A 26,046-nucleotide genomic window follows, 5' to 3' on the forward strand; every position below is an offset into this window, starting at 1 on the left:
CTCGCCATGGACAGGCGATAACTTGCCAACTGAATTCCCAGTATTGCCAACTATTTGACAGTTAGGCAATACTGGGGGTGGCGTCCGACCGTCATGCCCGGTCCGCAGCCGGGCCGAACAGCCGACCAGCCGACCAGGAGGACAACGTGCGCGTCATTGTCACCGGAGGGGCCGGCTTCCTCGGGTCGCACCTGTGCGACGCCCTGCTGGAGCGGGGCGACAGCGTCGTATGCGTGGACGACCTGTCGACGGGACGACGGGACAACCTGCGGCACCTGGCGGACCACCCCGCCTTCCGGTTCGTGGAACACGACGTCACTCAGGGGCTCTACGTCCCCGGACCGGTCGACGCCGTCGCCCACCTGGCGAGTCCGGCCTCCCCGCCGGACTACCTGCAGCGCCCCCTGCAGACGCCGGCGGCCGGCAGCCACGGCACCGAGCACGCGCTGCGGCTGGCGCGGCGCCACGGCGCCCGCTTTCTGCTCGCCTCGACGAGCGAGGTCTACGGAAGCCCCAGCGTGCACCCCCAGCCGGAGGAGTACTGGGGCCACGTCAACCCGATCGGTCCGCGCAGCGTCCACGACGAGGCGAAGCGCTTCGCGGAGGCCCTGACCATGGCGCACGCGCGGAGCCTGGACACCAACGCCGGCATCGTCCGCATCTTCGACACGTACGGGCCCCGCATGAGCGCACACGACGGTCGGGTGGTCACCAATTTCATCACCCAGGCCCTCGACGGCGTACCGCTGACCGTCTACGGCGGTACACAGACCCGAAGTTTCTGCTACGTCGACGATCTCGTCCGCGGCCTCGTCGCCATGCTGGACTCCACCGAGACCGGCCCCGTGAACCTGGGCAATCCGCAGGAGCGGACGGTCCTGGAACTCGCCGAACTCATCCGCGGGCTGACCGGGTCGCGCTCGCCGCTCCACCACCGGCCGGTCCCGCAGGACGACCCGCCCCGGCACCGCCCCGTCATCGACCGCGCCGCGCGGACACTGGGCTGGAGCCCCACGGTCGGCCTTGAGGAAGGCCTGCGCCGCACACTCGCCTGGTTCGCGGGCCGGCCAGAAAAACCGCGCGACGTCGCTCTGGCGTCGATCGAACGATGAGCAGCGCCGCCATGACGACCACGGGCGTGGCCCTGGTGACCGGAGCGAACAAGGGCCTGGGCAGGGAGACCGCACGGCAGTTGGCACACCGCGGCCTGACAGTGCTGCTGGGCAGTCGCGACCGCGCACGCGGCGCCGAGGCAGCGCGCGCCCTGGCCGCCGACGGCGTCACGGTCACCCCGGTCGGGCTCGACGTCACCGACCCGCCCGACGTCCGGGCACTGGCGGCCCGGGTGCGTGAGGAGTACGGGCGACTGGACGTCCTGGTCAACAACGCCGGTACGTTCGTGGGGAGCCTGGCCCATGAGACGACCGCGGCCGAGATGCGGGACATCTTCGAGGTCAACGTCTTCGGTGTGGTCACCGTGACCCATGCCTTCCTGCCCCTGCTGAGCCGTTCCACCGCGCCGCGCATCGTCAACGTCTCCAGCACCACGGCCTCGCTCACGCTGACCAGTGACGGCGCCGACCTCCCCGGAAACGCGGAGGTGCGCATGGCGTACACGAGCTCCAAGGCCGCGCTCAACATGCTGACCGTGCAGTACGCCCGCGCCTTCGCGCGGGACCCGGAGCGTGCCCATATCAAGGTCAACTCGGCGACGCCCGGCTATACCGCGACCGACATGAACGACCACCGGGGCAGCCGCCACGTCAGCGAGGCGGCGCGCGCCGTCGTCGAACTGGCCACGCTGCCGGACGACGGACCCACGGGAGCGTTCCTCGGTGATGACGGCGTGGTGAGCTGGTAGCGGTCCGGCGGTCCTCGGCCTGGCGGACCGTCAGACGCCCATGCCTCCGAAAGGCCATCAGATCGGAAGCGAAGAAGGTCCGTCAGTACGTTGCGGTATCCGTCCAGACGGTCGACCGCGGCCGCGTGACTCAGGAAATCGGCGACGCGCGGATAGTCCTCCGGCTCTGCGGGTCGTTTCGGTCCGGCGCTGCCCTGCGCCGGACCGAAACCGTCCAGAGGATACGGAACAGCGTCGGCTCGGCATGGGCGGCTGTGGGTACACATCTGGCGCGGTGGCCGGTTCCTGACGGCCTGGTGCTCAAGGCGCTGGTCCGCGGGATACCCGCCGTCCGCTCCCGGCGCATACCGCGCGACGCCGCCCCGTCGAACTCCACGCCGACAAGGCGTACTTCTCCGCCGAGCGCCTTGCCTGGCTGCGGGACCGGGGCCTCGTCCCGCGCATCGCCCGGCGGGCATCGAAGAACTGCAGACATCCGGACTGTCACCGCATCCTCGCTGTCTTCCACGAGGTGGCCGGCCCGCTGCGGGCCAGGGACGTCTGCCGAGCCCTCGGCCACGAACCACTGCCGGGGCATGTCGCAGGCACCCGAGCCAAGCTGAAACGACTGGTCAGACTCGGCCTCCTCGCCGAAGCCGACATCAACTCACGAGCCGTCCTCTCAGAAGGTTGACTCGAGCCCGCCCATGGGGCGAGGGGGTCAGCTGACGTCCCAGTCGGCGAGTGCCGCCAGAATCTGACGGGACGTCACAGCGGCGATCCGTGGCGAGGTGGCCGCGTAGGAGGTATACGCGTTCAGGCCGGTAGTCAGGGCCCAGCCGCGACCCCGGGCCCAGGTGGCGTCGTCCACGTCGAGCGCCGCCCGGAAGATGGCCCGGCTCGTCGGGGTCATCAGTGTGTAGGCGATCATCATGTCGCAGGCCGGATCCCCGACTCCCATACCGCCGAAGTCGATCACCGCGCTGAGGCGACCGCCGGCCGTCAGCAGATTGCCCGTGTGGAAGTCACCGTGGAACCAGACGGGCTCACGGCTCCAGGAGGCGGCCGTGAGGGCCGCCTCCCACACCGCGGTCAGCGCGGCGGCGTCGAAGGTGTCCGCGACCTGCGCGATCGCCTCGCGGGTCGAACGGTCGCGTTCGGCCAAGGACTCTTGGGCGAGCTCCGCGAGGGCCGGCGCCGTAGCACCCGCCTGGCCGAACTTCTGCAAGGCGACGAGGAAGTCCGCGAGTTTCAGTGCCACGGAGGGGGAGTCGCCCAGGGTGTCGACCGAGGCCGCCTCACCGTCCAGCCAGCGGAACACCGACCACGGCCAGGGGTAGCCGAAGCCGGGCCTACCCTTGGCCACCGGGACGGGAATGGCCAACGGGAGATGGGGAGCCAGCTGCGGGAGCCACTCGAATTCCTTGGCGATGTGCCCGATGGGCCCCGAGTGGCAGGGCAGGCGTACCGCGAGCTCGGTGCCGAGCCGGTAGATGACATGGTCCGAGCCCGCCGGATCCAAGCGTCTCAGGGGAAGCTCGGCCCATTGGGGAAACTGGGCGGAGACGAGCCGCTTGGCAAGGGTGCTGTCGATGACGGGGCGCTCGCTCGTGCCTGTCCCGACTGTCAAGAGCTCCTCCTGGGCTGGGCTTCGATGTGCTCGACACGCCTGTGATCCACTGCAACTGCCGAGTCAGTGGACGATAACGCTCTTGGCATCGAAGGTGAACGAAGCGTTGAGGCCGTTGCCGCTCAGGGGAAGCGGGCTGCCGGTGCAGTCGCTTCCGGCAAACAGGACGGGCGTCTGCGGTGCGTTGTTCACCGCCGAGCGGGCCCTCGTGCCGCCCCAGCCGTGCTCGACAAGGTCGACGCAGACACCTGTGGGGGGATTCAGGGACTGCGCGGTGAACCGGGCCCCGTTGTAGTCAGGCTGGTCGAAGAGGCACAGGGTGCGACTGAAGGGGCATGCCGTAGCGGGGTCGGCCGTGGTGTCTGCCTGGGCCGTTCCGCTTCCCGTCGACAGCAGCAGGCCGATCGAGGCCGCAAGCGGCACTGCCACTCGAAGGGGACGTACACGTGCACTGATTGCGGACATTCTCATGGTGATTCCTCTCAACGTGGAAGCGCTGCACGGGCCGCGCGGCGTTCCTGGTTGCTTCGAAGCCGGAGCTCGTCCTGGGCTGCTGAGCGACGCGGGAGCGTCTTGCTGACATTGCTTGCGTGCGCCTCACGCAGTCACGGAGATTGTGCCACATGAGGCACGTGCCTGGTAATATATTTGCCACACATAGGCAACTCATGCCCGTCGCAGCACCGCATGGCACCTGTGGCCGCACGTGCGGAGAGGGAAGGGTCATGTCCAAGTTCGACGATCCGGCATTTTTCGGGCACCTTTGGGCGGACACCTACGACCAGAGCACCGACCTCGACCCGGCGCCGGCGGTGGACTTCCTCGCCCCGCTCGCCGGGGGCGGCGAGGCTCTGGAACTGGCCGTCGGCACCGGCAGGGTGGCGCTCCCGCTCGCCCACCGCGGCATCAAGGTTCAGGGTGTCGATGCCTCGCGCGAGATGATCGACAAAATGCTCGCCAAGCCGGACGGCGACCAAGTGGCGGCCACAGTCGGCGACTTCGCGGATGTCCCGGTCAGCGGCCCCTTCCGGCTGGTGTACCTGGTGTACAACACCCTGTTCAATCTCCGGGACGCCGACCGGCAGGCCGCCTGTTTCCGTAACGTTGCCGAGGTGCTGGAACCCGGTGGCGCGTTCGTGATCGAGTGCTACGTCCCCGATCCGCCGTCCTACGAACGCACCAAGCAGCTGTCGGTGAACGAGGTGACGGAGGACTCCGCGACGATCGCCGTCCACTCCCACGACCGCAACGCCCAGACGTTCCTGCGCCAGCGGATCACTTTCGATGCCCGGGGAGTGCATCTGCGACCCCACTCCGAGCGGTACTGCTGGCCGAATGAACTCGACCTGATGGCCTCGCTGGCCGGGCTGAAGCTCACCGAGCGCTACGCCGACTGGAACCGGGAGCCGTTCGGACCGGCCAGCCGCAGTCATGTCTCGGTGTACCGCTCACCGGCCACGGCCGCCCCGTGAACCGGTCGTCCGTGAACCGGTCCGTATCGGAGCGACGCAGGAAGCGGCGGCTTTACATGACTTGACATTTGCTTGCCTCACGTGACAATATTATTGTCAACTTGCGCCCCGACTTCTAGGGTTGTGCTATGGCCAATCCGAAGCTCAGCATCGTGATCCCGTACAAACAACGCCTGGACAACATCCGGGCGGTCTTCTTGTCCCTCGCGGAGCAGACCCTGCATCCGGCAGAGTTCGAAGTGGTCGTCGGCGTCATGGAATACGACCCTCACTATGTCGAGCTCTGCCGGGAGTTCACCGATCGGCTGCGTATCGTCTCGGTGCTCGTCGCTGACGAGTGGAACACCAGCCAGGCGCGCAATCTGGGCATCCGGCACGCCACCGGGCAGGTCCTCGTGGTCCTCGATGCCGATGTGATCCTGGCCCCCACCGCCCTGCTGAACCTCTGGGAGCAGTACTTTCGGCACGGACAGAACATCTGCGTCCAGGGCCAGGTCTTCGGCTACGACGACGTCCTCGACGACACCGTCGAAGCGGTGGACGTCCAGCCGTACAGCGTCTACCGGAAGACCTTCGCCGAGCTCGCGAGCACGGACTGCCCTCGTCTCGACCCTCGCTGGTCACCCGAGGCCGCCCCCGCCTTCGCCCGGTTCCCCTGGGCCTTCGTCCGCACCGGTTTCATGGCCCTGCCCACCGACACCGTCCGGCGGCACGGGCTGACGCTCGACGAGGGCTTCACCGGCTGGGGCGCCGAGGACCAGGAATGGGGCCTGCGTATCTCCCTGACCGGGACGCCTATCGTGCTCGGTCAGAACGTCTACGGCATCCATCTGCCACACCGGCGCGACTTCGCTGCGCAGGACCGCTCGGCGACCTTGACCAACCGCTACTACCTCGCCAAGTGGCCTCGCCTGGAACTGGAGTTGGCGCTCGCCTTCGGTGGCTGGCCGACGGCCGAACAGCTCTATGCCGAGGCCGAGGAACAACTGGCCGAGGCCGGATCGGGGCGCCGCCTGGGCACGGTGCTCGGCACCGTGGGCGGCGCCCGCGTGCTTGCCGTCGGGGCCCTGCTCGCCCCCGCACCGGCCGACGGACGCTATGACGTCGCCGACCCCGAGGTCGAGGCGCTGTTCGGGCCGGGGCCGTGGGCGTACGACGAGGTGGCCCCGCTGGCCGGGTTCGCGCTGCCCCACGCCGACGCGAGCATCGACGAGTGCCACCTCCTGCCGCCGGTGGACCGGCTCGGCGAGCGCTACCGCGAGGCGGTCCGGCGCGAAGCGGAGCGGGTAGCACTCATGGTCATGACGTCGCCGACGCCGGTTCGATGACCGTACGCGAACCGCACGCCCACCGTCCCCCTTCTTCTGTGGAGCTTACGTTGACCACCGCACCCATACGGCTTTCGGCCGCTGTGATGAGCCATCCCAAGCGCGCCGCGGCTGCCCATGCCCTCGCCGCCCGCTTCCCCGAGCTGAACGTCCAGGTCGCTCTCGATCCCGAACCGGACGGCCCGCCCAGTGCGCTGCGCAGCGCCCGCCTCGCCTGGGCGGCGGTCGCCCCCGACGCCACGCATCACCTCGTCCTGCAGGACGACGCGCTGCCGGCCGACAACTTCCTGGAGCGACTGCACGCTCTCATCGTGGCCCAACCCGAGGCCGCTCTCAGCCTGTTCGCCGAGTGGTGCTCGCGCACCTCGTACGCGGTGCGCATCGCGGCGATGCACGGTCACCACCTGGCCCCGGTCATCGACAGCTACGTTCCGTGTCAGGCACTGGTCCTGCCGGCGGAGACGGCTCGCGGATTCGATGCGTACGTCGAGGCGAAGGTGGACAAGTCCACCGAGGACGACGTGGCGCTGCTGCACTACCTGGCCGACCGCGGCATCAGCAGGCTGATCCCGGTGGCCAACCTCGCCGACCACGACACTGATGTCAGCCTTGTCGGCAACAACGTCCACGGGCTGCGTACCTCCGCCTGTCTGGTACCGGCGCACCTCGCGCCTCTGCCCGCCGTTCCCTCCGTCCTGACCGGGCTCGGCACCGTTCCGTGCTACGACTTCTGGGGCCAGTACGCCGACGCATGCATCATCGACCCGGCCTCGGTGGACGGCCGTGTGCGCAGCTCGGCGCGGGTCTTCCTGCTCGAACAGGGCATCACCGAGGGGGAGATGGCGACCGAACTGCAGGCGGCACTCGGCCGGTTGCCCGGGCGCGCCTTCCTCACCGACCGGGTCAGTGACATTGTCCTGACCGAGGTGTGGATCGTGTCGTACCTGCTCGGCTTCCTCGCTGCCGACCTCGATGGACGGGGTGGTGCCTCGCTGGACCTCACGGGGCCGGTGGCGAGTGCCGCCCTCGCCAGCCTTGCGCCCGGTGCGATCCGCCGGATCGTTCCCGTCCGCTGGCTCCCGGCCGTGGGGGAACTGCTCACGCTTTTGGTCCTGGACGGTGTGCGCGCAGGGATGGCTCGGGTGCCCGTGCGGGGCTGAGCATACGAAGGGAGCCCTTCCGCCGGTCGGTACCGGCGGAAGGGCTCCCTTCGTATGACGGATGAATCGAGCTGTGAGGACAGCGGTCAGCGATAACTGCGGGCCTGCAGCGAGAACAGGTCCGCGTACAGGCCGTCCCGGGCGAGCAGTTCGGCATGCCCACCGGTCTCGGCCACGGTGCCGCCCTCCAGCACCACGATCTGGTCGGCCATCAGTACCGTGGAGAAGCGGTGCGACACGAACAGCGTGACGCCGCCGCGGCTGCCCACCTCGCCCGCCGATCCCGCGTACCGTTCGAAGACGGCATGCTCCGCCGTGGCGTCGAGGGCGGACGCCGGTTCGTCGAGCACCAGCAGCAGCGGCTCCTCGCGCAGGGCCGCGCGGGCCAGGCCGAGTGACTGCCATTGCCCGCCCGAGAGTTCCGCCCCGTCGGTGTAGCCCCGGCCGAGAGCTCCGTCGAGCCCGTCCGGTACCCGCCGCAGAACGTGCTCGGCGCCTGCCGTGCGCACGGCCGCCAGGATCGCCTCGTCGTCGCCGAGCCGCCGCAGCTCGCCCAGGCCGACGTTCTCGCGCAGCGTGAGTTCGAATCGGGCGAAGTCCTGGAACAGCGTGGACACCCGGCTCTTCCACTCCTGGGCAGGCAGGGTGCTCAGGTCGACGCCGTCGACCAGGATCCGCCCTGCCGTCGGCTGGTAGAGCCCGCACAACAGTTTGACCAGGGTGGTCTTGCCCGCCCCGTTCTCACCGACCAGGGCGATGGTGCGTCCGGCGGGCAGGTCGAGGGTGACATCGCTGAGCACCGGACGGTCGGTGCCCGGGTAGGTGAAGCCGACGCCTTCGAGCCGGATGCCACGGTGCAGCCGTTCGGGCGCGGAGCCGGTGGCGGGGCTCGCCGCCGGTGGGCGCGTGGGCCAGGTCCGCAGCCGCTCCAGTCGGCGTGCGGTGTGCCCGGCGGACTGCAGCGTGCCCAGCAAGCCCAGAGCAGCCGCGACCTGCACATTGATCTGCACGGCGACAGTGATGACCATGACGACCTCACCCATGGTGATGCCTCCGTCGACCGCTCGGCGCAGCACGACGTACAGGGCCGTGAAACAGGCCAGGGCGAAGGCGAGCTGGCCCAGGGCACGGAGCCCCGCCCCGGTGAGCTGGCCACGCCTGATATGCGCGGACGCTGTGCCCCAGCTCTGATCGTGCAGCCGCACCAGCGCCTCGTCGGAGCCGAAGAGGCGAGCCTCCTTCGCGGATTGGGACGAGGTGGCGACGTGCAGCAGATGGCGGGATCGCCGGTTGTGCTCGGCCGCCGCGGCCTTGCCCGCATCGACGCGGCGCTGGGCGATCCGGCCCATGACGACGGGCGGCAGCGCACCCAGCGGGAGCAGGAGCAGCCACGGCTCGAGGTTGCCGAGGATCGCCGTGGTCAGCGCGAGCTGCGCCGACAGTGCGGAGATCTGCAGTAGGGACTCGATGTAGACGCGCATCTTCTGGATCTCATGGCGGACCAGGACCATGGTGTCGGCGAACTCGGAGCTGTCCAGGTGCTCCACGCCGTCGGTCCCGTTGGTGTGGTGGATCAGCTCGGAGTTGATCCGCCACTCGGCCTCTTCGCCCAGCTCGAAGTAGTAGAGGTGGGCGAAGTGGCCCAGCATCAGTTCGGCGATGAGGGCGAGCGCGATGACGCCGCCCAGGATGAGGGCGACACGCAGGTCGTCGGCGAGCAGCCGGTCGGTGAATTCGCTCAGGGCGAGTGCGACGGCCGGGGTCGCGAGATAGCCGACGAACAGCAGGACGGCCGCCTTGAGGAACCGGCCGCGGTCCGTGGTCCACGCGAGCTTCAGCAGCCAGCGCGCGGTGTGGGTGAGGTTCCTCATGAGGTCACGTCCGTCATCGTCTCCGAAGCCAACTCACCTGTATGCAGGACCTGTTGAGGCGTGGAATGCTCACTCTCCCCGCCGGTGTGGGGCCGGCGGGTGTCGACGGCGTCGTACGACGCTGCCTGCGCGACGTCGTAGGAGTCCTCGTGCTGCTGGGTGAACCGCTCGGCCTGCAGGCGGAACAGCGCGGCGTACCGCCCGTCCGCTGCCATGAGTTCGTCATGGGTGCCGCGCTCGGCGACCCGCCCCTGTTCGAGGACGACGATCTGGTCCGCCCGGCGCACGGTGGAGAAGCGGTGCGAGATGATCACCGAGGTGAGGCCGCGGGTGAGGTCGAGGAAGCGGTCGAAGAACTCGGCTTCGGCACGCACGTCGAGTTGTGCGGTGGGCTCGTCGAGCACCATCACCGAGGCCCCCGCACCCACGGCGTACAGGGCCCGAGCCAGCCCGATGCGCTGCCACTGTCCGCCCGACAGATCGCGCCCTCCCTGGTACTGGCGCGACAGCACGGTGCGCAGTCCGTCGGGGAGCCGGTCGAGTACGTCCTCGGCACCGGCGCGCCGGGCGGCGTCGCGCAGCGCCTCGTCGGTCGCCGGTACATGGGGTGCGCCGAGGGCGATGTTGTCGGCGGCGCTGAGTTCGTAGCGTACGTAATCCTGGAAGATCACCCCGAAGCGGCCGTGCCAGTCGCGGGCGTCGATGTCCGTCAAGGCGTGGCCGTCGACGGTGATGCGGCCCTCGGTGGGGTCGTAGAGCCGGGTGAGCAGTTTGACCAGGGTGGTCTTGCCCGCGCCGTTGAGACCTACGACGGCCGTGGACATGCCTGCGGGCAGTTCCAGGTCGAGTCCGTCGATGACCGCGGGGCCGTCGTCGTGGTAGCGGAAGCCGACGCTCTCGAACCTGATGGACTGCCCCGGCAGACCCTGCGCCGGTACGGAACGGCTCGGGGCCAGGGCCGGCAGAGCGCGGGAGCCGTCGCGGAAGGCCCTCATCGCGTCGAGGGCGATGAGCCCGTACTGGGTCTGCACATCGCACTCGGGGAAGTACACGCCGAAGCGCAGCAGGATCAGGATGGCCTGCAGTGCGAGCCCCAGATGCAGCAGATTCAGCCCGTCGTGCACGCCGGCGAGGGCGAGTTGGGTGACGGCAACGGTACCGCCGGCCAGGCCGACCAGCGCGAGCGCGAGGAAGGGACGGCCGAGGATGCGCCGTCTGCCCTGCCACATCGTGGACAGATACGCCATGGTCTCGCTGCGATGGCGGGCCCGCAGCCAGTCGACGAGGCCGAGCAGCCTGATCTCCTTGGCCGCGTGGGTACCGGTCGCCAGCTGCTTCACATAGGTCGCCCGGCGCTTCTCGGCGGTGAGCCCGTCGTAGAAGTCGCCGAACGCGCCGAGTGAACCGCGCTGCCCGAACCGGATGGTCATGGCCGTCGCGCCGATGACCACAGCGGCGAGCGGGTTGAGGGCGTATCCCACCAAGGCGATGGCGCCGACGAGTTGGGTGTACCGGGCGACGAGCGCCAGCACCCCGGCAGCGGCGTCGCCGGGTGAGGCGGCGGCACCGTCGAAGGCCTCGCGCGCCACATCGAGCCGGTCGAGCAACCGCTGGTCGTCGAGGGCCATGGCGGGCGCGTCGGCGAGCGCGGCGCGCATCAGCTCGCCCCGGCAGCGCTGGTCGACATGGCGGATGACGAGCTCACCGGCGGCCGCCTGGAAAGGCGCCAGGGCCTGTTGCGTGGCGAAAGCGGCACCCGCGATGCCCAGGACGATCAGCAGGGTGGCCCAGTTGTCGCCCCCTGTGCTGCCGATGGCGTCGGGAATGCGCTGCAGCAGCACGCTCATGGCGGTGACGAATACGAGAGGCAGCAGCCCGAGAGTTACGTTGAGCAGCAGTGTCAACATCCTGGTGCCGAGCGGCACATGGCGGAGCAGGGCAAGAATGTCGATCCAGCGCCGCGCACGGCGGTGGATCCTGGCGGTCGGCTTCGTCACAGGGACGTCTCCCTCGCGGGTGAGTGGGCAGGGCCGGTGTACGGTGCCGGGCAGCGGCTCGGCGCCCCTTCGGGGCCCGCGTCACCGCAGGACGGGCGACTCCCGGTTCCCCTCGTTCCTCCGGTGCGGCCGGTCACCGACTTCATGCTGTGAGTACGCGCCGCAGCCAGGCCACACGTGCCTGGTGCGCGGCCTGGGAGACGACCGCGTCGGGAACCCATTCGTCGAAGCTGTGGAAGGCGCCCGCCCAGACGTGCAGTTCGGCCTGGCCCCCGGCCTGCCAGATCCGTGACGCATAGGCGAGGCCCTCGTCGCGCAGTGCCTCGACGGATCCCACCTCGATGTAGGCCGGTGGCAGGCCCGAGAGGTCTTCGGCCCGGGCCGGCGCGGCGTAGCCCGACACGTCCGGGGTGCCACGCCGTTCACCGAGCAGGGCGGTCCAGCCGGTCCGGTTGGACAGGCCGTCCCACAGGCCCACGTGCTCCATCTGTCCTGCCGAGAACGTGTCGCAGCGGTCGTCGAGCATCGGGAACTGGAGCAGCTGGCCGCGGGGTGCGGGGCCCGAGCGGTCCCGCGTCAGGAGCGAGAGTCCGGCGGCGAGCGCGCCGCCGGCACTGTTGCCGCTGAGGATGATGCGGTCCGGATCGAGGCCCAGGTCCGGGGCGTGATCGGCGAGCCAGCACAGACCGGCGTAGCAGTCCTCCACCGGAGCCGGATCGGGATGCTCGGGAGCCAGCCGGTATTCCACGGCCACCACCGCCAGTTGCAGCTCCTGAGCGCGGTTCAGCTCGCCGACCAGCTCCGTACTGCGATGGCTGCCCGCCACCATGCCGCCGCCGTGCGTGTGGTAGATGACCGGCAGGGGTCCGGTGGCGGCAGTCGGCCGGCAGATCAGCAAGGTGATCTCGGGAGCACCGGCCGGCCCCGGCACGTTTCGTTCCTCGATCTCGAAGGCCGAACCGCGGCGGATGTCCTCGTCGCGGAGGCGGCCGGCGAGAGAACGCCGGCGCCGGTCCTCGATCAGCTGCGGTGTCAAAGGCATCGGCAGCTCCCGCAGGATCTTGCGCAGGGGGGCTGCCAGCTCGGCGTCGAAGGGCGGGGGCGGCGCTTGCGTGCCGTCCTGGTGGCGGGTGAGCTGGGCGGAGGTCACGGTGCTCCTCACAGGGCGGTCAGCATGGCGAATGCGTCGACTTCGAGCAGCAGGTCGGGTCGGTAGAGCGCGGCGATCTGCACCACGGTGCTCGCGGGCGGCCGGCTCGTGTCGATGAACTCGTCCCGGACCGCCAGGATCTGGGGTACGAAGGCGATGTCGGTGACGTAGTAGGTGAGCTTGACGACATCGTCGAAAGTGGCGCCGGAGGCCGCGAGACAGCGGTCCATGTTGGTGAAGACCTGGCGCGCCTGCGCCACCGGGTCGTTCGCCCCGACCAGTTCACCCTGGGTGTCGAACGCCATCTGCCCGGCGATCGCGGCCATCCGTCCGGGCCCGCTCACCACATGGGTGTATCCATCGCTCGGGAAGACCCCCGCAGGGGCGGACAGCCGGGTGAGCGCACGCTGCTCGCGGGCCGCGTCCGCGGCCCCGCCGGCGTCCTGGCGGGCGGTCGACTGCGCCCGGAACCACTCGGTGAGCTGCCACATGCGGGTGATGAGCTGCTGCTCGTCCTGGCCCTCCACAACGGCCACGGCGGCAGGAGCGGCTTTCGCGTCGGTGAGTGCGGCGTTGGCGTCGGCGGGCGTGGCGGGCACCTCGGCCGGACCGGTGGGTGCCGCTCCCCGGCCTGCCCCGGTCACCACCCGACGGACACCTTCCTGCCGGGCCAGATCGTCCTCGTCCGGGCCGGAGCCGAGGATGCCGTCCACGGTGAAGAGGGACACCCAGCCGATGGACGTCGGGTCGACCACGGGTGCCGGCACGGACTCCAGACCGAGTACGGCCCGTGCCCACTCCTCGTCCAGGTCCACCCCGTGCTGCAGGCGGATCATCGAGGCGGTCGCACCACCGGGTGTGCGCACCGCGTACTCACCGAAGACGAGTCGGTCCTCCTGCTCGACGACCTCCATGCAGAAGACGCCGTCCTGGTGCCCGAGGGACTTCGCCGCCCGCTGTGCGATGCCCTGAGCCTGGACATGGACTGTCTCGTTGGTGCGGGGATGCAGCACATACGCGGCTTTGATCCCGCCGGTGCCGCTCGCGCGAAGGCTCCGCAGAGCGCAGCTGACCGAGACGAACCGGACCTCTGCGCCGCGGACCACCCCGTGGAGGTGCAGCTCCCGTCCGTCCACCCGTTGCTCGGCGAGCCAGGGGCCCTGGGGGCCCTCGTCGGTGAGCCGGTGAGCGAGGGCGATGCGCTCGTCCTCGCCGGTCCAGGTCCGCACCCCGGTGGCCGTGCCGTCGAGCGGCTTGAGCACTCCTCGCTGGTGGGGAAACGTCTCGAGCTCGAGGGCGCGCACGATGAGCCGGGAGTGCGCTACGGGGATTCCGGCCTCGCGTATGCACCTCTTCTGCAGGTCCCTGTCGCGGAGCAGCAGCGTGTCCTTGATGGTCCGTCCGCCCGAACTGCCCGCCAGGACAGCCGCATTGACGAGGGCCGGTTCGCCGGGCGAGCAGATCACGTCGAAGTCCGTGGCGGCCATGCCGTGGCGCGTGAGGCCGGCCAGCACTGATCCGGTGTCGGCCGGATCCTGGACGGGGACCGTGTGAGCAGCGTCGAGCAGGCCGGCCCTTCGCTCGTCGTCCGGGGCGGTGAACGCACAGGTGACGTCGGCTCCGAGGCTGCGCAGAGCGGCCACGGACTCGGGCCGCCAGCCGAGCAGCAGCACTTTCTTGTCCGCCATGTCCGTACTCCTAAGCGAGGGGTGCGAGGTGGGATGGTGAAGTGGCCCCTGCATCAGTGCGCGGTGATCCGTACCGGCAGGCTCTCCGGTCCGTTGACGGCGATGGACCGGAGGCGCCGGACCGGCCCGTTCTGGTCGATCCGGCGCACGGAGTCGAGCAACTCCGTGAACAGGACGTGCATTTCGGCCCTGGCGAGCGTGCTCCCGATGCAGAAGTGCTCCCCGGAGGCGAGGGCGATATGGCGGTTCGGAGTGCGTGCGATGTCGAATCGGTACGGGTCGTGGAACACCTCTTCGTCGCGGTTCGCCGAGGGCAGCCACAGCACGACCCGGTCCCCGGGGCCGATTCGCGTGCCGCGGATGTCGCACGGCCGGGTGGCGACGCGCATGCTGTGTGTCGCGCTGGACGTCCAGCGCAGGATCTCCTCGATGGCGCCGGGAAGCAGCCGCCGGTCCTCGCCCAGCCTCGCCCACTGATCAGGGTGCTCGAGGAAGGCCTGCATGCCCCCGATCAGTGCGAGGCGCCCATTCTCCGTGGCACCGATCAGGTTCTCGCAGTTGAGGACGGCCTCCTCCTCGGTCAGCAGCTCACCGTCCACCGTGCCGTTGACGAGAGCGCTCACCAGGTCGTCGGTCGGCTGCTCCATCCGCAGATAGAGCATCTCCGTGAAGTACTCCATGAGCTGCGGATGCGACACCAGTGAGATATGGGCATCGAAGGCCTGGTTCGTCCACCGGTACAGGTCCTCGTGGTCCCGGTCCGGAACGCCCAGGATGTGGCAGATGACGGAGAGCGAAAGCCGCCCGGCCACGTCGTGGGCGAAGTCGCACTCACCGAGGTCGACGGCGCGGGCGAGTACGGTCCGGGTCGCCGCGCGGACGTAGCCCTCCAGGCCGCGTACGGCACGGGTGTTGAACCACTCCGCCATGAGCCCGCGCAGCTGCTTGTGGCGTGGTGCGTCGGTGAGCGCGAGCGTCAGACCGCCGCCGGGATCGTCGCCGAGGTGGGCCGGGCGCAGCAGCACGCCCCGCGTCGAGGTGAACGTGGCGGCATCCCGGTACACCGTGCGGATGTCCTCGTAGCGGGTCAGCGACCAGAACTCGGGTAGCTCCGCGGCCGGTTGGCGGTGCACCGGCGCGTTCGCGCGCATCCACTGCCACAGGGCGTGCGCGTCGTCGGTGGTGTGCAGCTCGGGGTCGGTGAGCTGAGCGGGGGACACGAGGGCTGTCGTCATGACGAGGCTCCTGACGAGGTGGTGTGCACGCGCTCCGTGAAGAGCTTGGCGGCATCCCTGGCGGTGCTTTCGGTGACGGAGTCGGGGCGGAACGCGACGTCCAGCCGCAGCCCGCCGTGCTCGTCCGGCCAGAGTTCGGCGTGCAGCTCCAGAGGGAGCTCCAGATAGGGGCTCCGCACCAAGGAGGTTGTGGTGCCGTGCAGGGCGAGCTCGGGCGGGGTGTTGTCCTGATACGCGAACAGGGTCTGGTAGAGCGGTGGCCGGTCGTCGCGCCGGCGGTCGAGCAGGGCCAGCACGTCGGGGAACGCCACGTCCTGAGCGCCGAACGCACGCGAGGCGATCTCCGCGACCCGTGCGACGGCGGCCGTGTCGCCGTCCAGTGCGGTGTCGCGCAGCCGCAGGCACACCATGTTGATGTGACATCCGACGGCCTGCTGCAGCGCGATGCCGTCGCGCTGGGCGACGGGGACACCGACCGTGAAGTCCCGCTGGCCGGTTGTCTCCGAGAGACTCGCGGCCCACAGCGACAGCAGTACGGCGAAGCGGGTGACGCCCGCCTCCTGGGCGATGCGGTCGACACCTGCGAGCGCCGAGGCCGGCAGCACCACCTCGGTCCGGTCGGCAGAGCCCGGCTTCGGCGGCACCGGACCGCTCGGCCAGCGCATGACCGGTGCGTCCGTCAACTCGGAGCGGAAATAGTCACGTTGGGCGTCGGACACGGTCTCCTGCCTCCGTGCGGCGCACTCCAGGAACACCGCTGCGAGGGTGGGCCCCGCGGGGAGCGCGGCGGACCCGGAGCGCAGCGCACTGCGGTAGGCGGCGCTGAGGTCACCGGCGAGGACTCCTTCCGACCAGCCGTCGAAGGCAACGTGGTGGACCACGCAGCCGAAGACCGCGGTGGCCCGTCCCGGCGCCGCTCCCGCCACGGGGACCAGGACGGTGCGCCACACTTCGCCCTCGTCCAGGGCGAGTTCACCGGCGAGCTCGCCGCGCGCCGCGCACAGCGCCGCGTCGACGTCATCCTCATCGGGCAGCACCTCGAGAGGGGGAGGCGGCATGTCCACGACCCGCACGGCGGGCCGGGGGTCGAGCAGATAGGCGGCACGCAGGGCTTCATGCCGCTCGTGCACCGCGCTGATGGCCTCCTCCAGGGCGTCTGGGTCGAGGTCGCCCTCGATGACCCAGGTGAGCAGGCAGTGCCCCGTACGGTCGGCGGGGTCGATCAACTGCTTCGTCACGTACACCAATTGCATCGGCGACAGCGGTATGTCCGCCGGGTGGGCGTCGGCGGAGGGCGCGGGCAGGGGGACGGGCGCGTCGCGCAGCCGGCCGGCGAGGGCGTGGACCGTCGGATGCCGGTAGAGCCAGGAGACGGCCACCGGTCGGTTGAGCCGGGCCGACAGCCGTGCGCACAGCCGCCCCGCCCCGAGAGAGGTGCCGCCGAGCGCGACGAACGGCACGTCCAGGGGGAGCACTTCGCGGTCCAGAGCCGTGGCGAAGGCCTCCGCCACGGCGCGCACCACCGGATCCCGGAGGTCGGCGGGGCGGACATCCGCGCAGGAGGAGGGCGAGGCCGCTTCCTCGGCTGCCGATGCGACCGCCGGCGCGGCCGCCGGTGCCAGGGCGAGCAGCGCCCGTTCGTCCAGCTTGCCCTGCGCGGTCACGGGGAAGGCATCGACGCTCACCACCACGGCGGGCCGCTGGTACGGAACCAGGGCGTCGTGCAGCACGGCCGGTGCCGAGTCAAGCGGGTCGCCGGCGCGGACCGGCACACAGAACGCGACCAGCTCGCGCTCGCCGAGACTGGCATCGCCACGGGCCAGCACCCGGCAGTGGCGCACCTCCGGCACCAGCTGCTCCACCTGGCGCTCGACCTCGGCGGGCTCGACACGGTGCCCGCGGATCTTCAACTGCCGGTCGGCACGCCCCTGATAGTGGAGCAGGCCGTCCTCGTCCCAGTAACCGAGGTCCCCGGTGCGATAGATCCGCACGTCGTGGCCGTCGATGCGCACGCACGTGAACTTCGCGTCGGTGAGAGCGGTGTCGCCCAGGTATCCCAGCGCGAGCCCGTCACCCGCGAGACAGATCTCGCCCGTCTCCCGCACCGCGCACGGACGGGCACCGTCCAGCACATGGATCTGCGTTCCGGGCACCGGACGGCCCAGCGGAATGCCGCCGGGCCGGTCACAGTCCGCCTCCGTGATGCGATGGGTGGTGGCGAACACCGTGCACTCGACCGGCCCGTATCCATTGAGGAGTACGACGTCCGGGTGGTCACGCAGGAAGCGGCGGACGTGGGCGGCCGAAAGCCGCTCACCGCCGATCGCGAGCTGTCGTATCCCCCTGAAGGCGTCGGGTGCCTCGTCCACGATCATGTTGAAGAGACTGCTGGTGAGCCAGGCGGTGTCCGCTCCGTGCCGGGCGACGGCGTCGGCCAGCGCCACGGGGGAGAGGTAGGGGTCCGTCACGACCAGTGAGGTGCCGCCGTTGAGCAGCACCGACCACAGCTCCAGGGAGAACGCGTCCCAGGGGATGGCCGCGGCCAGCGGCATCACCGTGGAGTCGGTGAACCGGGCGATGCCGCCCTGCTGGAAGAGCCGGGCGGTCGCCCGGTGCGGGCTGAGCACGCCCTTGGGGCGGCCGGTGGTGCCCGAGGTGAAGAAGACGCAGCACGGATCGCCCGCGTCGACGCTCGCGGGCCGGAAGTCCGGCGGTGCCGCGGCCTGCCCGTCGGGCGGCGACCACACGCGTACCGGGGAGTCCTCTGGTGCGGTCCGGCCTGCGGCGGCGATCAGGAGCGGCGGGCCGAGCTCCTGGAGCACGTCCTTGATCCGCGGCTCCGGCCAGTCGGGGGACAACAGGGCGTATGCGGCACCGGTCTTGAGGACCGCGAGGAGCGCGGTGACGAGTTCCGTGCTCCTGGGCAGCAGAACGGGCACCAGTGAGCCGGCACTCACTCCAGCGGCCGTGAGCTGCGCGGCCCAGGCGTCGGCGTCGGCGTTCAGTGCGGCGTAGGTCGTGGTGCGTTCCGACTCGATGAGAGCGACCGCATGAGGGCGGGCGAGCGCCCTGCGGGCGAACGTCTCGTGCAGCCCCTCGTCGGGGGCGGTGTTCGGTGGGCCGGCGGTCCACTCCGGGTCTGGTCGCAAGCCGTCCCTCTCCCCTCGGGTTCTGCGCGGCGACGAGCAGGGCAGTGCCACTGCCCAAGACAGTGTTGACAAAGACATTGCCACCAAGTTGCCTATCAAGGCAACCTTGTGGATCGGGCTGGCGACTTCTGGGCACTGGCCGGTCTCGCGCCCTGCGGCCCGAGGCGGGGGCGGCCCAGCGTTGAACGAAGGTGGATTCCATGGCACGCGACCGCTCCCTCGACATCGCCGTAACCGGGATATCCGGCCGATTCCCCGGATCGCCCGACCTGGCCGAGTGGTGGGCCTCCCTCACCGCCGGACGGGTCCTCACCACGCGCCGCGACAAGGACCGGCTGCGTGCGGACGGGGTGGCGGACGACCTGCTCGAGGATCCCGACTTCGTGCCGGTGCACGGCCACTTGCCCGATGCCGACCGCTTCGAGAACACGCTGTTCCGGATGAGCCCGCGCGAAGCCGAGATGATGGATCCCCAGCACCGGCTGATGCTGGAGTGCGCATGGGCGGCCCTCGAGGACGCCGCCGTGAGCCCTCTCGGCTCCGGTCTCTCCACCGGCGTGTACGCCTCCGCGAGCGGCAGCGGCTATCTGCACAGCATGCTGGCGGGGGGCGCGCTGACGCCGCATTCCCTGGAAGACGCCGTGCACGGCAACGAGCCGGACTTCCTGGCCAGCCTCATCTCGTACAAGCTCAACCTGGACGGCCCCGCGCTCGCCGTGCAGACGGCCTGCTCCTCCTCCCTGGTCGCCGTCCATCTAGCGGTCCAGGCCCTGCTGAACGGCGAGTGCGAGCAGGCGCTCGTCGTGGCCGCCGGTGTGGCCTTCCCGCAGGCCGGGCATCTGCACGTGCCCGGTGGCATCCACTCCGCCGCGGGTCGGTGCCGCCCCTTCGACGAGAACGCCGACGGCGTGGTGGCCGGCTCCGGCGTGGCCTGTGTCGTACTGCGCCGGCTGTCCGACGCGCTCGAGGACGACTTGGAGCCGTACGGGGTTCTGCTCGGCACGGCGGTCAACAACGACGGGGCGGCCAAGGCCGGTTACTACGCCCCGTCCGTCGGCGGACAGGAGGCCGTGATCCGCGCCGCACTGGAGGCGGCGGACGTGGACGGCGCAGGCATCGGCTACCTGGAGACGCATGGCACCGGCACCCGGGTCGGCGACCCGATCGAGTGGTCGGCGGCCTCGTCTGCCTTGCGCGCGGCGGGAGCACGTTCCGGGCAGGTGGCGGTCGGCGCGCTCAAGGCGAACACGGGCCACCTGGACAACGCGGCCGGACTGGCCGGGCTGATCAAGGCCCTCTTCGTGGTGCGGGAGGGCGTGATCCCGCCCGTGGCGGGCTTCACCGGGCTCAACCCGCTGCTGGAGACGGACGGTTCGCCGCTGTACGTGCCCACCGAGGCGACGCCCTGGTCCGGCCCTGAGCCGCGCCGCGCCGGAGTCAGTTCCTTCGGAGTGGGCGGCACCAATGCGCACGTCGTCATCGAGCGATCCCCCGTGCCCGCGCCCCGGCCGGAGTCCGAGGGCGCGCCCGCAGCCGGTCACCTCGTGCTGCTGTCCGCCGCCGACGGCGCGGCGCTGACCCGGTCCGCCGACCGTCTCGGCCGTCATCTCATCGATCACGGACCGCAGTTGGCCGACGTGTCCCGCACCCTCGCCACCGGCCGCGCCGCCCTGCCCGAACGCCTCGCCGTGGTCGGACATACCGCCGCGGACGCCGCCGCACGCCTCCGCACGGGCGTCGGCGTCGCCACGGTGCGCGGCACTTGTCCCGCACAGGGCCCGGCCCCCGTGGTCCTGGCCTTCCCCGGCCAGGGCTCCCAGCACCCGGGTATGGCCCTGCCGTTCGACCGGGCACTGCCCGGCTTCGCGGCGGCCCTGGCCGAGTGCCTGGGCGCATTCGAACCCGAACTGGCGAGGCTGCTGACGCGAGCGCTGACCGATCCGGACTTCCCCGCAGGCGAACTCGCGAGGACGCAGCTGGCCCAGCCCGCTCTGTTCGCCGTCGAGTACGCCATCGCCGCCGCACTGCGCGGACTCGGCGTCGTACCGGCCGCAGTGGTGGGACACAGCCTCGGCGAGATCAGCGCGGCCTGCGCGGCGGGAGTCCTCGAACTCCGTGACGCCGCCCGGTTCGTGACCCTGCGCGGGCAGGCCATGCAGGCCTGCCCCGAGGGTGCCATGCTCGCCATCGGCTGCGGTGAGAGCGCGACCCTGGAGCTGTTGACCGCATCCGGCCTCGGCCTGGAGCTGGCCGCGGTCAACTCGCCGCAGGGCAGCGTGGTGGCCGGTACCGCGACGGCCGTCGAGGCGTTCGACGCCTGGCTCGACGGGCGCGTCCCCTCCCACCGGCTGCGCGGCACCCGGGCCTTCCACTCTTCCCTCATCGAGCCCGCGGTCGTGCCGCTCGCCGCGGAACTGTCCCGGGTCGTCACGCATCCGTCGCAGCTGATCTGGGCCACCAACAGCGGCGACCTGGTCCGCCCTGGCGGAACAGTCCCCGCGGGTGCCTTCGCCGAACAGGCCCGCGACACCGTGCGGTTCGCGCGAGCGCTGGACGCCCTCGCCGAGCACCTTCCCGGTGCGGTGCTGGTGGAGGCGGGGCCGGGCCGGGCACTGTCGGCCATGTCCGAAGCCGTGGGCCTGACCGCTGTGCCCCTCACCTCGGGGCGTATACCACGGGCCTCTCAGGTTCTCGCCGCACTGGGTGCCCTGTGGACCATGGGGCAGTCGCTCGACACCGAGGCGTTGTGCGGTCGTGGCCGGCGGATCCATCTGCCCGGCTACCCCTTCGCCGGGCCCCGGCGGCTCGCGCCGGAGGCCACCGCCCGCCGCACCGCGGCACCCCTGGCCGCGGAGGGGGAGCCCGGCCGGGCCGGGGCACCCGTGAGCCACGTGGGCAAGGGGGAGGAGCCGGTGCCCGCCGGGCCGGCCGGCCCGGCGAGGCCGGATGCCGATATGGCTGCCCTGCTCGCTCGGACCTGGACGGAGTTGCTCGGCCATGAGGACATCACCGAGGAATCGGACTTCTTCCTGCTGGGCGGGGACTCCCTGCTGATCACCCATCTCGCCCGCAGGCTGGGCAAGGAGCTCGGCGTACGGATTCCGATACGCGACCTGCTGGTCGCCCGGACCCTGGGCGGGCAGTGCGCGACTGTCCGTGAGCTGCTGGAGCCGGCGCGCGTCGGGGTCGCGGCAGGCTGACCGGCATCGGCGCGCCTGGTATTGGCGGATCACCTAAGACCTGAGGCAAATTGTTGCCATTACTGTGCCAAGGCTGGCAATATCTGGGCTCATGATGCTCCTGAAGAAGTCAGAGGTGACTTCGGAACCAGTCCGGCGGCGGCCCACCGTGACGCTGTGGCTGGAGTCGCTCATGGGGGCGCACTGGGCCTGTACAGCGTCAGCCCCGCCCTCGATGGATTCACCAGTCGTGCTGCGGCAGACCCTCATCACCCTCCCGGTGGGCAGTCTGGTGCGGGCCGGCGCCTTCCCGCTCACCGTCCTTTCTCGCACCGGCGCGGGGATCGCCGTATCCACCATTCGATGATCAGTGGAGGAACTCTGATGGCAACAGCGATGCAGACGGACACGCCGGCCGGACGGCTCGGCGTACCACAACAGAGCGGAATCGGCGCCCAGTTGCCTGCCGGTCCGCTGGCCCCTGTGCACGAGCTGGTGACCGGATTCGCCAGGGTGAGCCCGGCGCGCACCGCCGTGCACAGCGGGGAGAGCCACATCGGCTACGGGGACCTGGACGCCTGGGCAGGCCGGCTCGCCGCACGGCTCGCCGCTGCGGGCGTGGGGCAGGGCAGTCGGGTCGGCGTACTCGTCGAACCCTCCATCGCGATGGTCGCCGTCGTGCTCGGCGTGCTGCGGTGCGGCGCTGCCTACGTTCCCGTGGACCTGTCCCACCCCGACCGGCGCATCGCCGACATCCTGAGCGATGCGCAGGTGGGCGCTGTCGTCGTCGGCGACTCGGCCCGCGGACGCCTGGCGGGTCTCGAACTACCGCTGGTCGGTGCGGAGTACGGGAGCTCGGATGAGGGTCCCGAAACGATGCCGGGCCCGGACCTCGAGGCCAAGCCGCCGGCCGTCCCGGTGACCGCGGACGACGCCGCGTACCTCATCTATACCTCCGGCAGTACAGGGGAGCCGAAGGGCGTCGTGGTCGAGCACGGCCAGCTGGCTGCCTCCACCCTGGCGCGCCGCACCGTCTATCCGGGCGCGCCGGTGTTCCTGCTCGTCTCGCCCCTCGCCTTCGACTCCTCCGTGGCGGGGCTCTGGGGGACGCTCACCGCGGGCGGCCGGCTGATCGTGGCCACCCCGGACGAGGTCCGCGACCCCGAGCGGCTCGTCGAACTCATCGAGTGCCATCGGGTGACCCACATGCTGTGCGTGCCCTCCCTCTACAGCGTCGTGCTCGATGCCGCCGCCCGCCTGGGCCCGTCCCGGCTCGCCTCGCTGGACAGCGTGATCGTGGCCGGAGAACCGCTGCCACCGGAACTGCTGGCGCGCCACTTCGACCAGCGCATGGGCGCCACCGCCCTGATCAACGAGTACGGCCCCACCGAAGCGACGGTCTGGGCCAGCTTCCACCGCTTCGAGGCTCCCGGCCCCGTCACCATCGGACGGCCGGTGCCCGGAGCACGGTTGTATGTGCTCGACGCCGAACTGCGCCCGGTGCCGCAGGGCACCGAGGGGGACCTGTTCATCGGCGGCGCCGGTGTGTCCCGCGGCTACTACGGACGGCCCGACGCCACGGCACGTGCCTTCGTACCGGACCCCTTCGCGGATGAGACGCAAGCTCGCATGTACCGCACGGGCGATCGCGCCCGCTGGAACCCGGACGGCACTTTGGACTTCCTCGGCCGTCGTGACCACCAGGTCAAGATTCGCGGCCACCGAGTCGAACTCTCTGCGGTCGAAGCCCAGTTGAGTGTGCTGCCCGGCGTCCGGGACGCGGTCGTGGTCCCGGACGGCGCCGGCGCCTCGCTCGTCGGCTTCGTGCTCGCTCCGCAAGGCCGGGCCCCGGCTCCCGAGTTGCTACGGGAGCAGCTGGCCGCGACCCTTCCCGCCGCCATGGTGCCCGCCCGGATCAAGGTGCTCGACACGTTCCCCCGTACCGTGAACGGCAAGACGGACCGCGCGGAGCTGCGGGCACGCGCCGACGAGCGACCGCCCGCGGTGGCCGACCGCCAGGCCGGCGCCGCGGACGGCGGCCGGAGCGAACTCACCGCCAAGGTCGCCGCGGCGTGGGCCGAGGTGCTCCAGAGGCCGCACGTGCCCGTGGACGTCAACTTCTTCGACCTGGGCGGCCATTCGCTGGCAATGCTCCGGCTCCGCGAGGCCCTGGAGCGGCACACCGGTGAACGGCCCCCGGTGGTCGCCTTGTTCACCCACACCACCGTGTCGGCGCAGGCCGCGATGCTCAGTGGCGGAGCGGGACGGACCGAGGGCACGGGCGGCCCCGAGCCCGGCGCGCGGCAGGCCGCCGCGAGGCGGGCGCGCGCACTGCGGGCCCGGCGCCAGGGTGCGGCCCGGGGGGTGACGCGGTGACCACCGAGACCGACATCTGGCTGCACCGTACGATCGCCGTTCCCGACCCCGCCGTACGCCTCATCTGCTTTCCGCACGCCGGAGGAGCCGCGTCCTTCTTCCGCGACTGGGGCGGCCGGCTCCACGGAATCGAGGTGTACGCCGTCCGCTACCCGGGGCGCGGCGAACGGATCGCCGAGCCGGTGCCAACGGATCTGCGGCAGCTCGCCGCATCGGTTGCCGACGCGGCGATGGCCCTGACCGACCGCCCGCTCGCCCTGTTCGGGCACAGCATGGGGGCGCCGATCGCCTTCGAGACGGCCCTAGCCCTGGAAGCCCGCGGCATCGACCCGGTCCGCATCTTGGCGTCCGGCTCCCGCGATGCCCCGTATCCGCCGGCCGAGGACTGGCAGTCCCCGCCCGACGAGGACGATGCGACCGTCGTCGAGCAGCTGCTCACCCTGGGGGGTACGGACCCCGAGCTGGCCGCCGACCCCGAGTTCCAGGAACTGGTGTTGCCCTACATCCGAGCAGACGGACGGATGTTCCACGCCTATCAGCCCCGCCCCGGACGTGCCGTGCGATGCCCGGTGACGACGATCACCGGAGACGTCGACGCCGACGCCGACTGCCGCCCGTGGAGCGAGCTGACCCGGGGCGGCGTCCGCGAACAAGTGGTCCCGGGCGGGCATTTCTACCTGGTCGACAACCCTCCCTACGCCCTGATCCAAGAGTCCCTGCCGGCCCGGGCCGGGGAGGGCATCGCCCGCTGAACGGTGGAAATCCGCTCGAGCCCCATCCGGCCATGGGGCTCCTCGGCGGATACTCCGGCGGTGCGCGCAAGGGCATGACCATCGACGAGATCGGATGATCGGGCACCACATGGCCAAGATGCATGCGGACGAAGCGGATATCGACGTGGACCTCGTCCAACGGCTGCTGCGCACCCAGTTCCCCCAGTGGGCAGATCTGCCCCTGCGGCGTCTGGCGTCCGGTGGCACGGTCAACGCGATCTACCGGATCGGCTCCGAACTGACCGTCCGGCTGCCGCTCAACGCGGGTGGCGTCGCAGCGCTGGACCTCGAGGCGCGGTGGCTGGCGAAGCTGGCGCCCCTGGTTCCCGTCGACATCCCGACGGTCGTCGCCCTGGGGAAGCCCGCCGAGGGCTATCCGTGGCCGTGGGCCGTGCACCGCTGGATCGAGGGAGACGTCCTGGTCGAGGGCCAGGTGGCCGAGCCCGAGTCGCTGGCCCGCGACCTCGCGGCCTTCGTCCTGGCGATGCGCAAGGCCGACCTGGACGGCGGACCCCCGGCACACCGAGGCGCACCGCTGGCGACCTGCGATGCCGAGACCCGGGCCGCGATCGAGGCCCTGCGGCACACGGACGAGCCCTTCGACGCCGAAGGGGCCCTCGCCGCCTGGGAGTCGGCGCTCGCCGCCCCCCTCTGGCCGGCAGCGCCGTGCTGGACGCACTCCGACCTCATGCCGAGCAACCTGCTGGTCACCGCCGGCCGTCTGGCTGCCGTGCTCGACTTCGGCACCGCGGGCATCGGTGACCCCGCGGCCGACCTCATCCCGGCGTGGAACCTGCTGCCGGCCTCGGCACGGCAGGTCTTCCGCGACGGCCTGGACGTCGATGACGCCACCTGGGCGCGCGGCCGCGGCTGGGCCCTGTCCATGGCGGTCGTTCAGCTGCCGTACTACCGGAACACCAACCCGGTCATCTCCGCCAACGCCCGCTACGTGATCAACCAGGTCTTTTCGGACTGAGGAACAGGCGCTCCCGGACCGAGGAACGCCCGCCGCGGACCAGCGCCGCGGACCGGCTCCGCCGAGAAGAAGGGGCGGGCGCCGCCCCCCCGGCCGCCCCCCCCCCCCCCCCCCCTTTCCCCCCCCCCCCCCCCCCCCCCCCCCACCCCCCCCGCCCCCCCCCCCCCCCCCCCCCCCCCCCCCCCACCCCGCCCCCCCCCCCCCCCCCCCCCCCCCCCCCCC

Annotated in this window: 18 protein-coding genes; 10 read left to right on the plus strand and 8 right to left on the minus strand. The window is 71.0% G+C overall.

Going from position 1 to position 26,046, the window contains the following annotated elements:
* Positions 1–146 precede the first annotated feature (146 nt).
* Positions 147–1,112, plus strand: a complete 966-nt coding sequence (locus KCH48_RS36120; RefSeq protein WP_210581278.1) for a UDP-glucuronic acid decarboxylase family protein — start codon at positions 147–149, stop codon at positions 1,110–1,112.
* The gene (locus tag KCH48_RS36125) at positions 1,109–1,861 is read left to right on the plus strand and encodes an SDR family NAD(P)-dependent oxidoreductase (RefSeq protein ID WP_246886405.1); all 753 of its coding nucleotides are present in this window, start codon (positions 1,109–1,111) and stop codon (positions 1,859–1,861) included. The genes KCH48_RS36120 and KCH48_RS36125 overlap by 4 nt, the downstream gene beginning before the upstream one ends.
* 700 nt (positions 1,862–2,561) lie before the next feature.
* Here the strand turns inward: KCH48_RS36125 and KCH48_RS36130 are convergent.
* Positions 2,562–3,470: an aminoglycoside phosphotransferase family protein gene (locus tag KCH48_RS36130; protein ID WP_210581280.1), complete on the minus strand. Its 909-nt coding sequence runs from the start codon at positions 3,468–3,470 to the stop codon at positions 2,562–2,564.
* Between the two features lie 63 nt (positions 3,471–3,533).
* Positions 3,534–3,935: a peptidase inhibitor family I36 protein gene (locus KCH48_RS36135; protein WP_210581282.1), complete on the minus strand. Its 402-nt coding sequence runs from the start codon at positions 3,933–3,935 to the stop codon at positions 3,534–3,536.
* Between the two features lie 260 nt (positions 3,936–4,195).
* Between KCH48_RS36135 and KCH48_RS36140 the strand changes: the two genes are divergently transcribed.
* The 3 genes from KCH48_RS36140 to KCH48_RS36150 all read left to right on the plus strand — a co-directional run bounded on the left by KCH48_RS36140 (position 4,196) and on the right by KCH48_RS36150 (position 7,430).
* Positions 4,196–4,942 (plus strand): class I SAM-dependent methyltransferase, encoded by a 747-nt coding sequence (locus tag KCH48_RS36140; protein WP_210581284.1) that lies wholly within the window; start codon positions 4,196–4,198, stop codon positions 4,940–4,942.
* A 128-nt stretch (positions 4,943–5,070) separates the two neighbouring features.
* Positions 5,071–6,270, plus strand: a complete 1,200-nt coding sequence (locus KCH48_RS36145) for a glycosyltransferase family 2 protein (RefSeq protein WP_210581286.1) — start codon at positions 5,071–5,073, stop codon at positions 6,268–6,270.
* A 50-nt stretch (positions 6,271–6,320) separates the two neighbouring features.
* Positions 6,321–7,430, plus strand: a complete 1,110-nt coding sequence (locus KCH48_RS36150; RefSeq protein ID WP_246886406.1) for a hypothetical protein — start codon at positions 6,321–6,323, stop codon at positions 7,428–7,430.
* Between the two features lie 86 nt (positions 7,431–7,516).
* Here KCH48_RS36150 and KCH48_RS36155 read toward each other — a convergent pair whose 3' ends face one another.
* The 6 genes from KCH48_RS36155 to KCH48_RS36180 form a co-directional block, all read right to left on the minus strand.
* Positions 7,517–9,301: an ABC transporter ATP-binding protein gene (locus tag KCH48_RS36155; RefSeq protein ID WP_210581290.1), complete on the minus strand. Its 1,785-nt coding sequence runs from the start codon at positions 9,299–9,301 to the stop codon at positions 7,517–7,519.
* Positions 9,298–11,298 (minus strand): ATP-binding cassette domain-containing protein, encoded by a 2,001-nt coding sequence (locus KCH48_RS36160; RefSeq protein ID WP_307841046.1) that lies wholly within the window; start codon positions 11,296–11,298, stop codon positions 9,298–9,300. Before KCH48_RS36160 ends, KCH48_RS36155 begins: the two co-directional genes overlap by 4 nt.
* A gap of 142 nt (positions 11,299–11,440) precedes the next feature.
* On the minus strand, positions 11,441–12,448 hold the full coding sequence (locus KCH48_RS36165; protein WP_307841047.1) for an alpha/beta hydrolase: 1,008 nt from the start codon (positions 12,446–12,448) through the stop codon (positions 11,441–11,443).
* Between the two features lie 8 nt (positions 12,449–12,456).
* Positions 12,457–14,136, minus strand: coding sequence for a Rid family hydrolase (locus tag KCH48_RS43295; RefSeq protein ID WP_307841048.1), 1,680 nt, complete (start codon positions 14,134–14,136; stop codon positions 12,457–12,459).
* 53 nt (positions 14,137–14,189) lie between these two features.
* Entirely contained in the window at positions 14,190–15,371 is a 1,182-nt protein-coding gene (locus KCH48_RS36175; protein ID WP_210581292.1) for a cytochrome P450, read from the minus strand.
* Positions 15,368–18,520, minus strand: a complete 3,153-nt coding sequence (locus tag KCH48_RS36180) for an amino acid adenylation domain-containing protein (RefSeq protein ID WP_246886407.1) — start codon at positions 18,518–18,520, stop codon at positions 15,368–15,370. Before KCH48_RS36180 ends, KCH48_RS36175 begins: the two co-directional genes overlap by 4 nt.
* Before the next feature lie 200 nt (positions 18,521–18,720).
* Between KCH48_RS36180 and KCH48_RS36185 the strand changes: the two genes are divergently transcribed.
* The 5 genes from KCH48_RS36185 to KCH48_RS36205 all read left to right on the plus strand — a co-directional run bounded on the left by KCH48_RS36185 (position 18,721) and on the right by KCH48_RS36205 (position 25,824).
* Complete coding sequence (locus KCH48_RS36185) at positions 18,721–21,720, plus strand: type I polyketide synthase (protein WP_210581295.1); 3,000 nt, start codon at positions 18,721–18,723, stop codon at positions 21,718–21,720.
* A gap of 115 nt (positions 21,721–21,835) precedes the next feature.
* Positions 21,836–22,066 (plus strand): hypothetical protein, encoded by a 231-nt coding sequence (locus tag KCH48_RS36190; protein WP_210581297.1) that lies wholly within the window; start codon positions 21,836–21,838, stop codon positions 22,064–22,066.
* Positions 22,067–22,083: 17 nt separating this feature from the next.
* Positions 22,084–24,075, plus strand: coding sequence for a non-ribosomal peptide synthetase (locus KCH48_RS36195; RefSeq protein WP_246886408.1), 1,992 nt, complete (start codon positions 22,084–22,086; stop codon positions 24,073–24,075).
* On the plus strand, positions 24,072–24,827 hold the full coding sequence (locus tag KCH48_RS36200; protein ID WP_210581301.1) for a thioesterase II family protein: 756 nt from the start codon (positions 24,072–24,074) through the stop codon (positions 24,825–24,827). Before KCH48_RS36195 ends, KCH48_RS36200 begins: the two co-directional genes overlap by 4 nt.
* A 109-nt stretch (positions 24,828–24,936) precedes the next feature.
* Positions 24,937–25,824: an aminoglycoside phosphotransferase family protein gene (locus KCH48_RS36205; RefSeq protein WP_374104747.1), complete on the plus strand. Its 888-nt coding sequence runs from the start codon at positions 24,937–24,939 to the stop codon at positions 25,822–25,824.
* The last annotated feature ends 222 nt before the right edge of the window (positions 25,825–26,046 follow it).

This window comes from Streptomyces sp. GESEQ-4, from assembly GCF_017948455.1.
Classification (GTDB): Bacteria; Actinomycetota; Actinomycetes; order Streptomycetales; family Streptomycetaceae; genus Streptomyces.

Excerpts from the sequence above, each read along its gene's own strand:
- KCH48_RS36175 (WP_210581292.1), bottom strand. The coding sequence starts at position 15,371 with ATGACGACAGCCCTCGTGTCCCCCGCTCAGCTCACCGACCCCGAGCTG.
- KCH48_RS36135 (WP_210581282.1), bottom strand. The coding sequence starts at position 3,935 with ATGTCCGCAATCAGTGCACGTGTACGTCCCCTTCGAGTGGCAGTGCCG.
- KCH48_RS36155 (WP_210581290.1), bottom strand. The coding sequence starts at position 9,301 with ATGAGGAACCTCACCCACACCGCGCGCTGGCTGCTGAAGCTCGCGTGG.
- KCH48_RS36185 (WP_210581295.1), top strand. The coding sequence starts at position 18,721 with ATGGCACGCGACCGCTCCCTCGACATCGCCGTAACCGGGATATCCGGC.
- KCH48_RS36195 (WP_246886408.1), top strand. The coding sequence starts at position 22,084 with ATGGCAACAGCGATGCAGACGGACACGCCGGCCGGACGGCTCGGCGTA.
- KCH48_RS43295 (WP_307841048.1), bottom strand. The coding sequence starts at position 14,136 with ATGGCGGACAAGAAAGTGCTGCTGCTCGGCTGGCGGCCCGAGTCCGTG.
- KCH48_RS36125 (WP_246886405.1), top strand. The coding sequence starts at position 1,109 with ATGAGCAGCGCCGCCATGACGACCACGGGCGTGGCCCTGGTGACCGGA.
- KCH48_RS36145 (WP_210581286.1), top strand. The coding sequence starts at position 5,071 with ATGGCCAATCCGAAGCTCAGCATCGTGATCCCGTACAAACAACGCCTG.
- KCH48_RS36205 (WP_374104747.1), top strand. The coding sequence starts at position 24,937 with ATGGCCAAGATGCATGCGGACGAAGCGGATATCGACGTGGACCTCGTC.
- KCH48_RS36140 (WP_210581284.1), top strand. The coding sequence starts at position 4,196 with ATGTCCAAGTTCGACGATCCGGCATTTTTCGGGCACCTTTGGGCGGAC.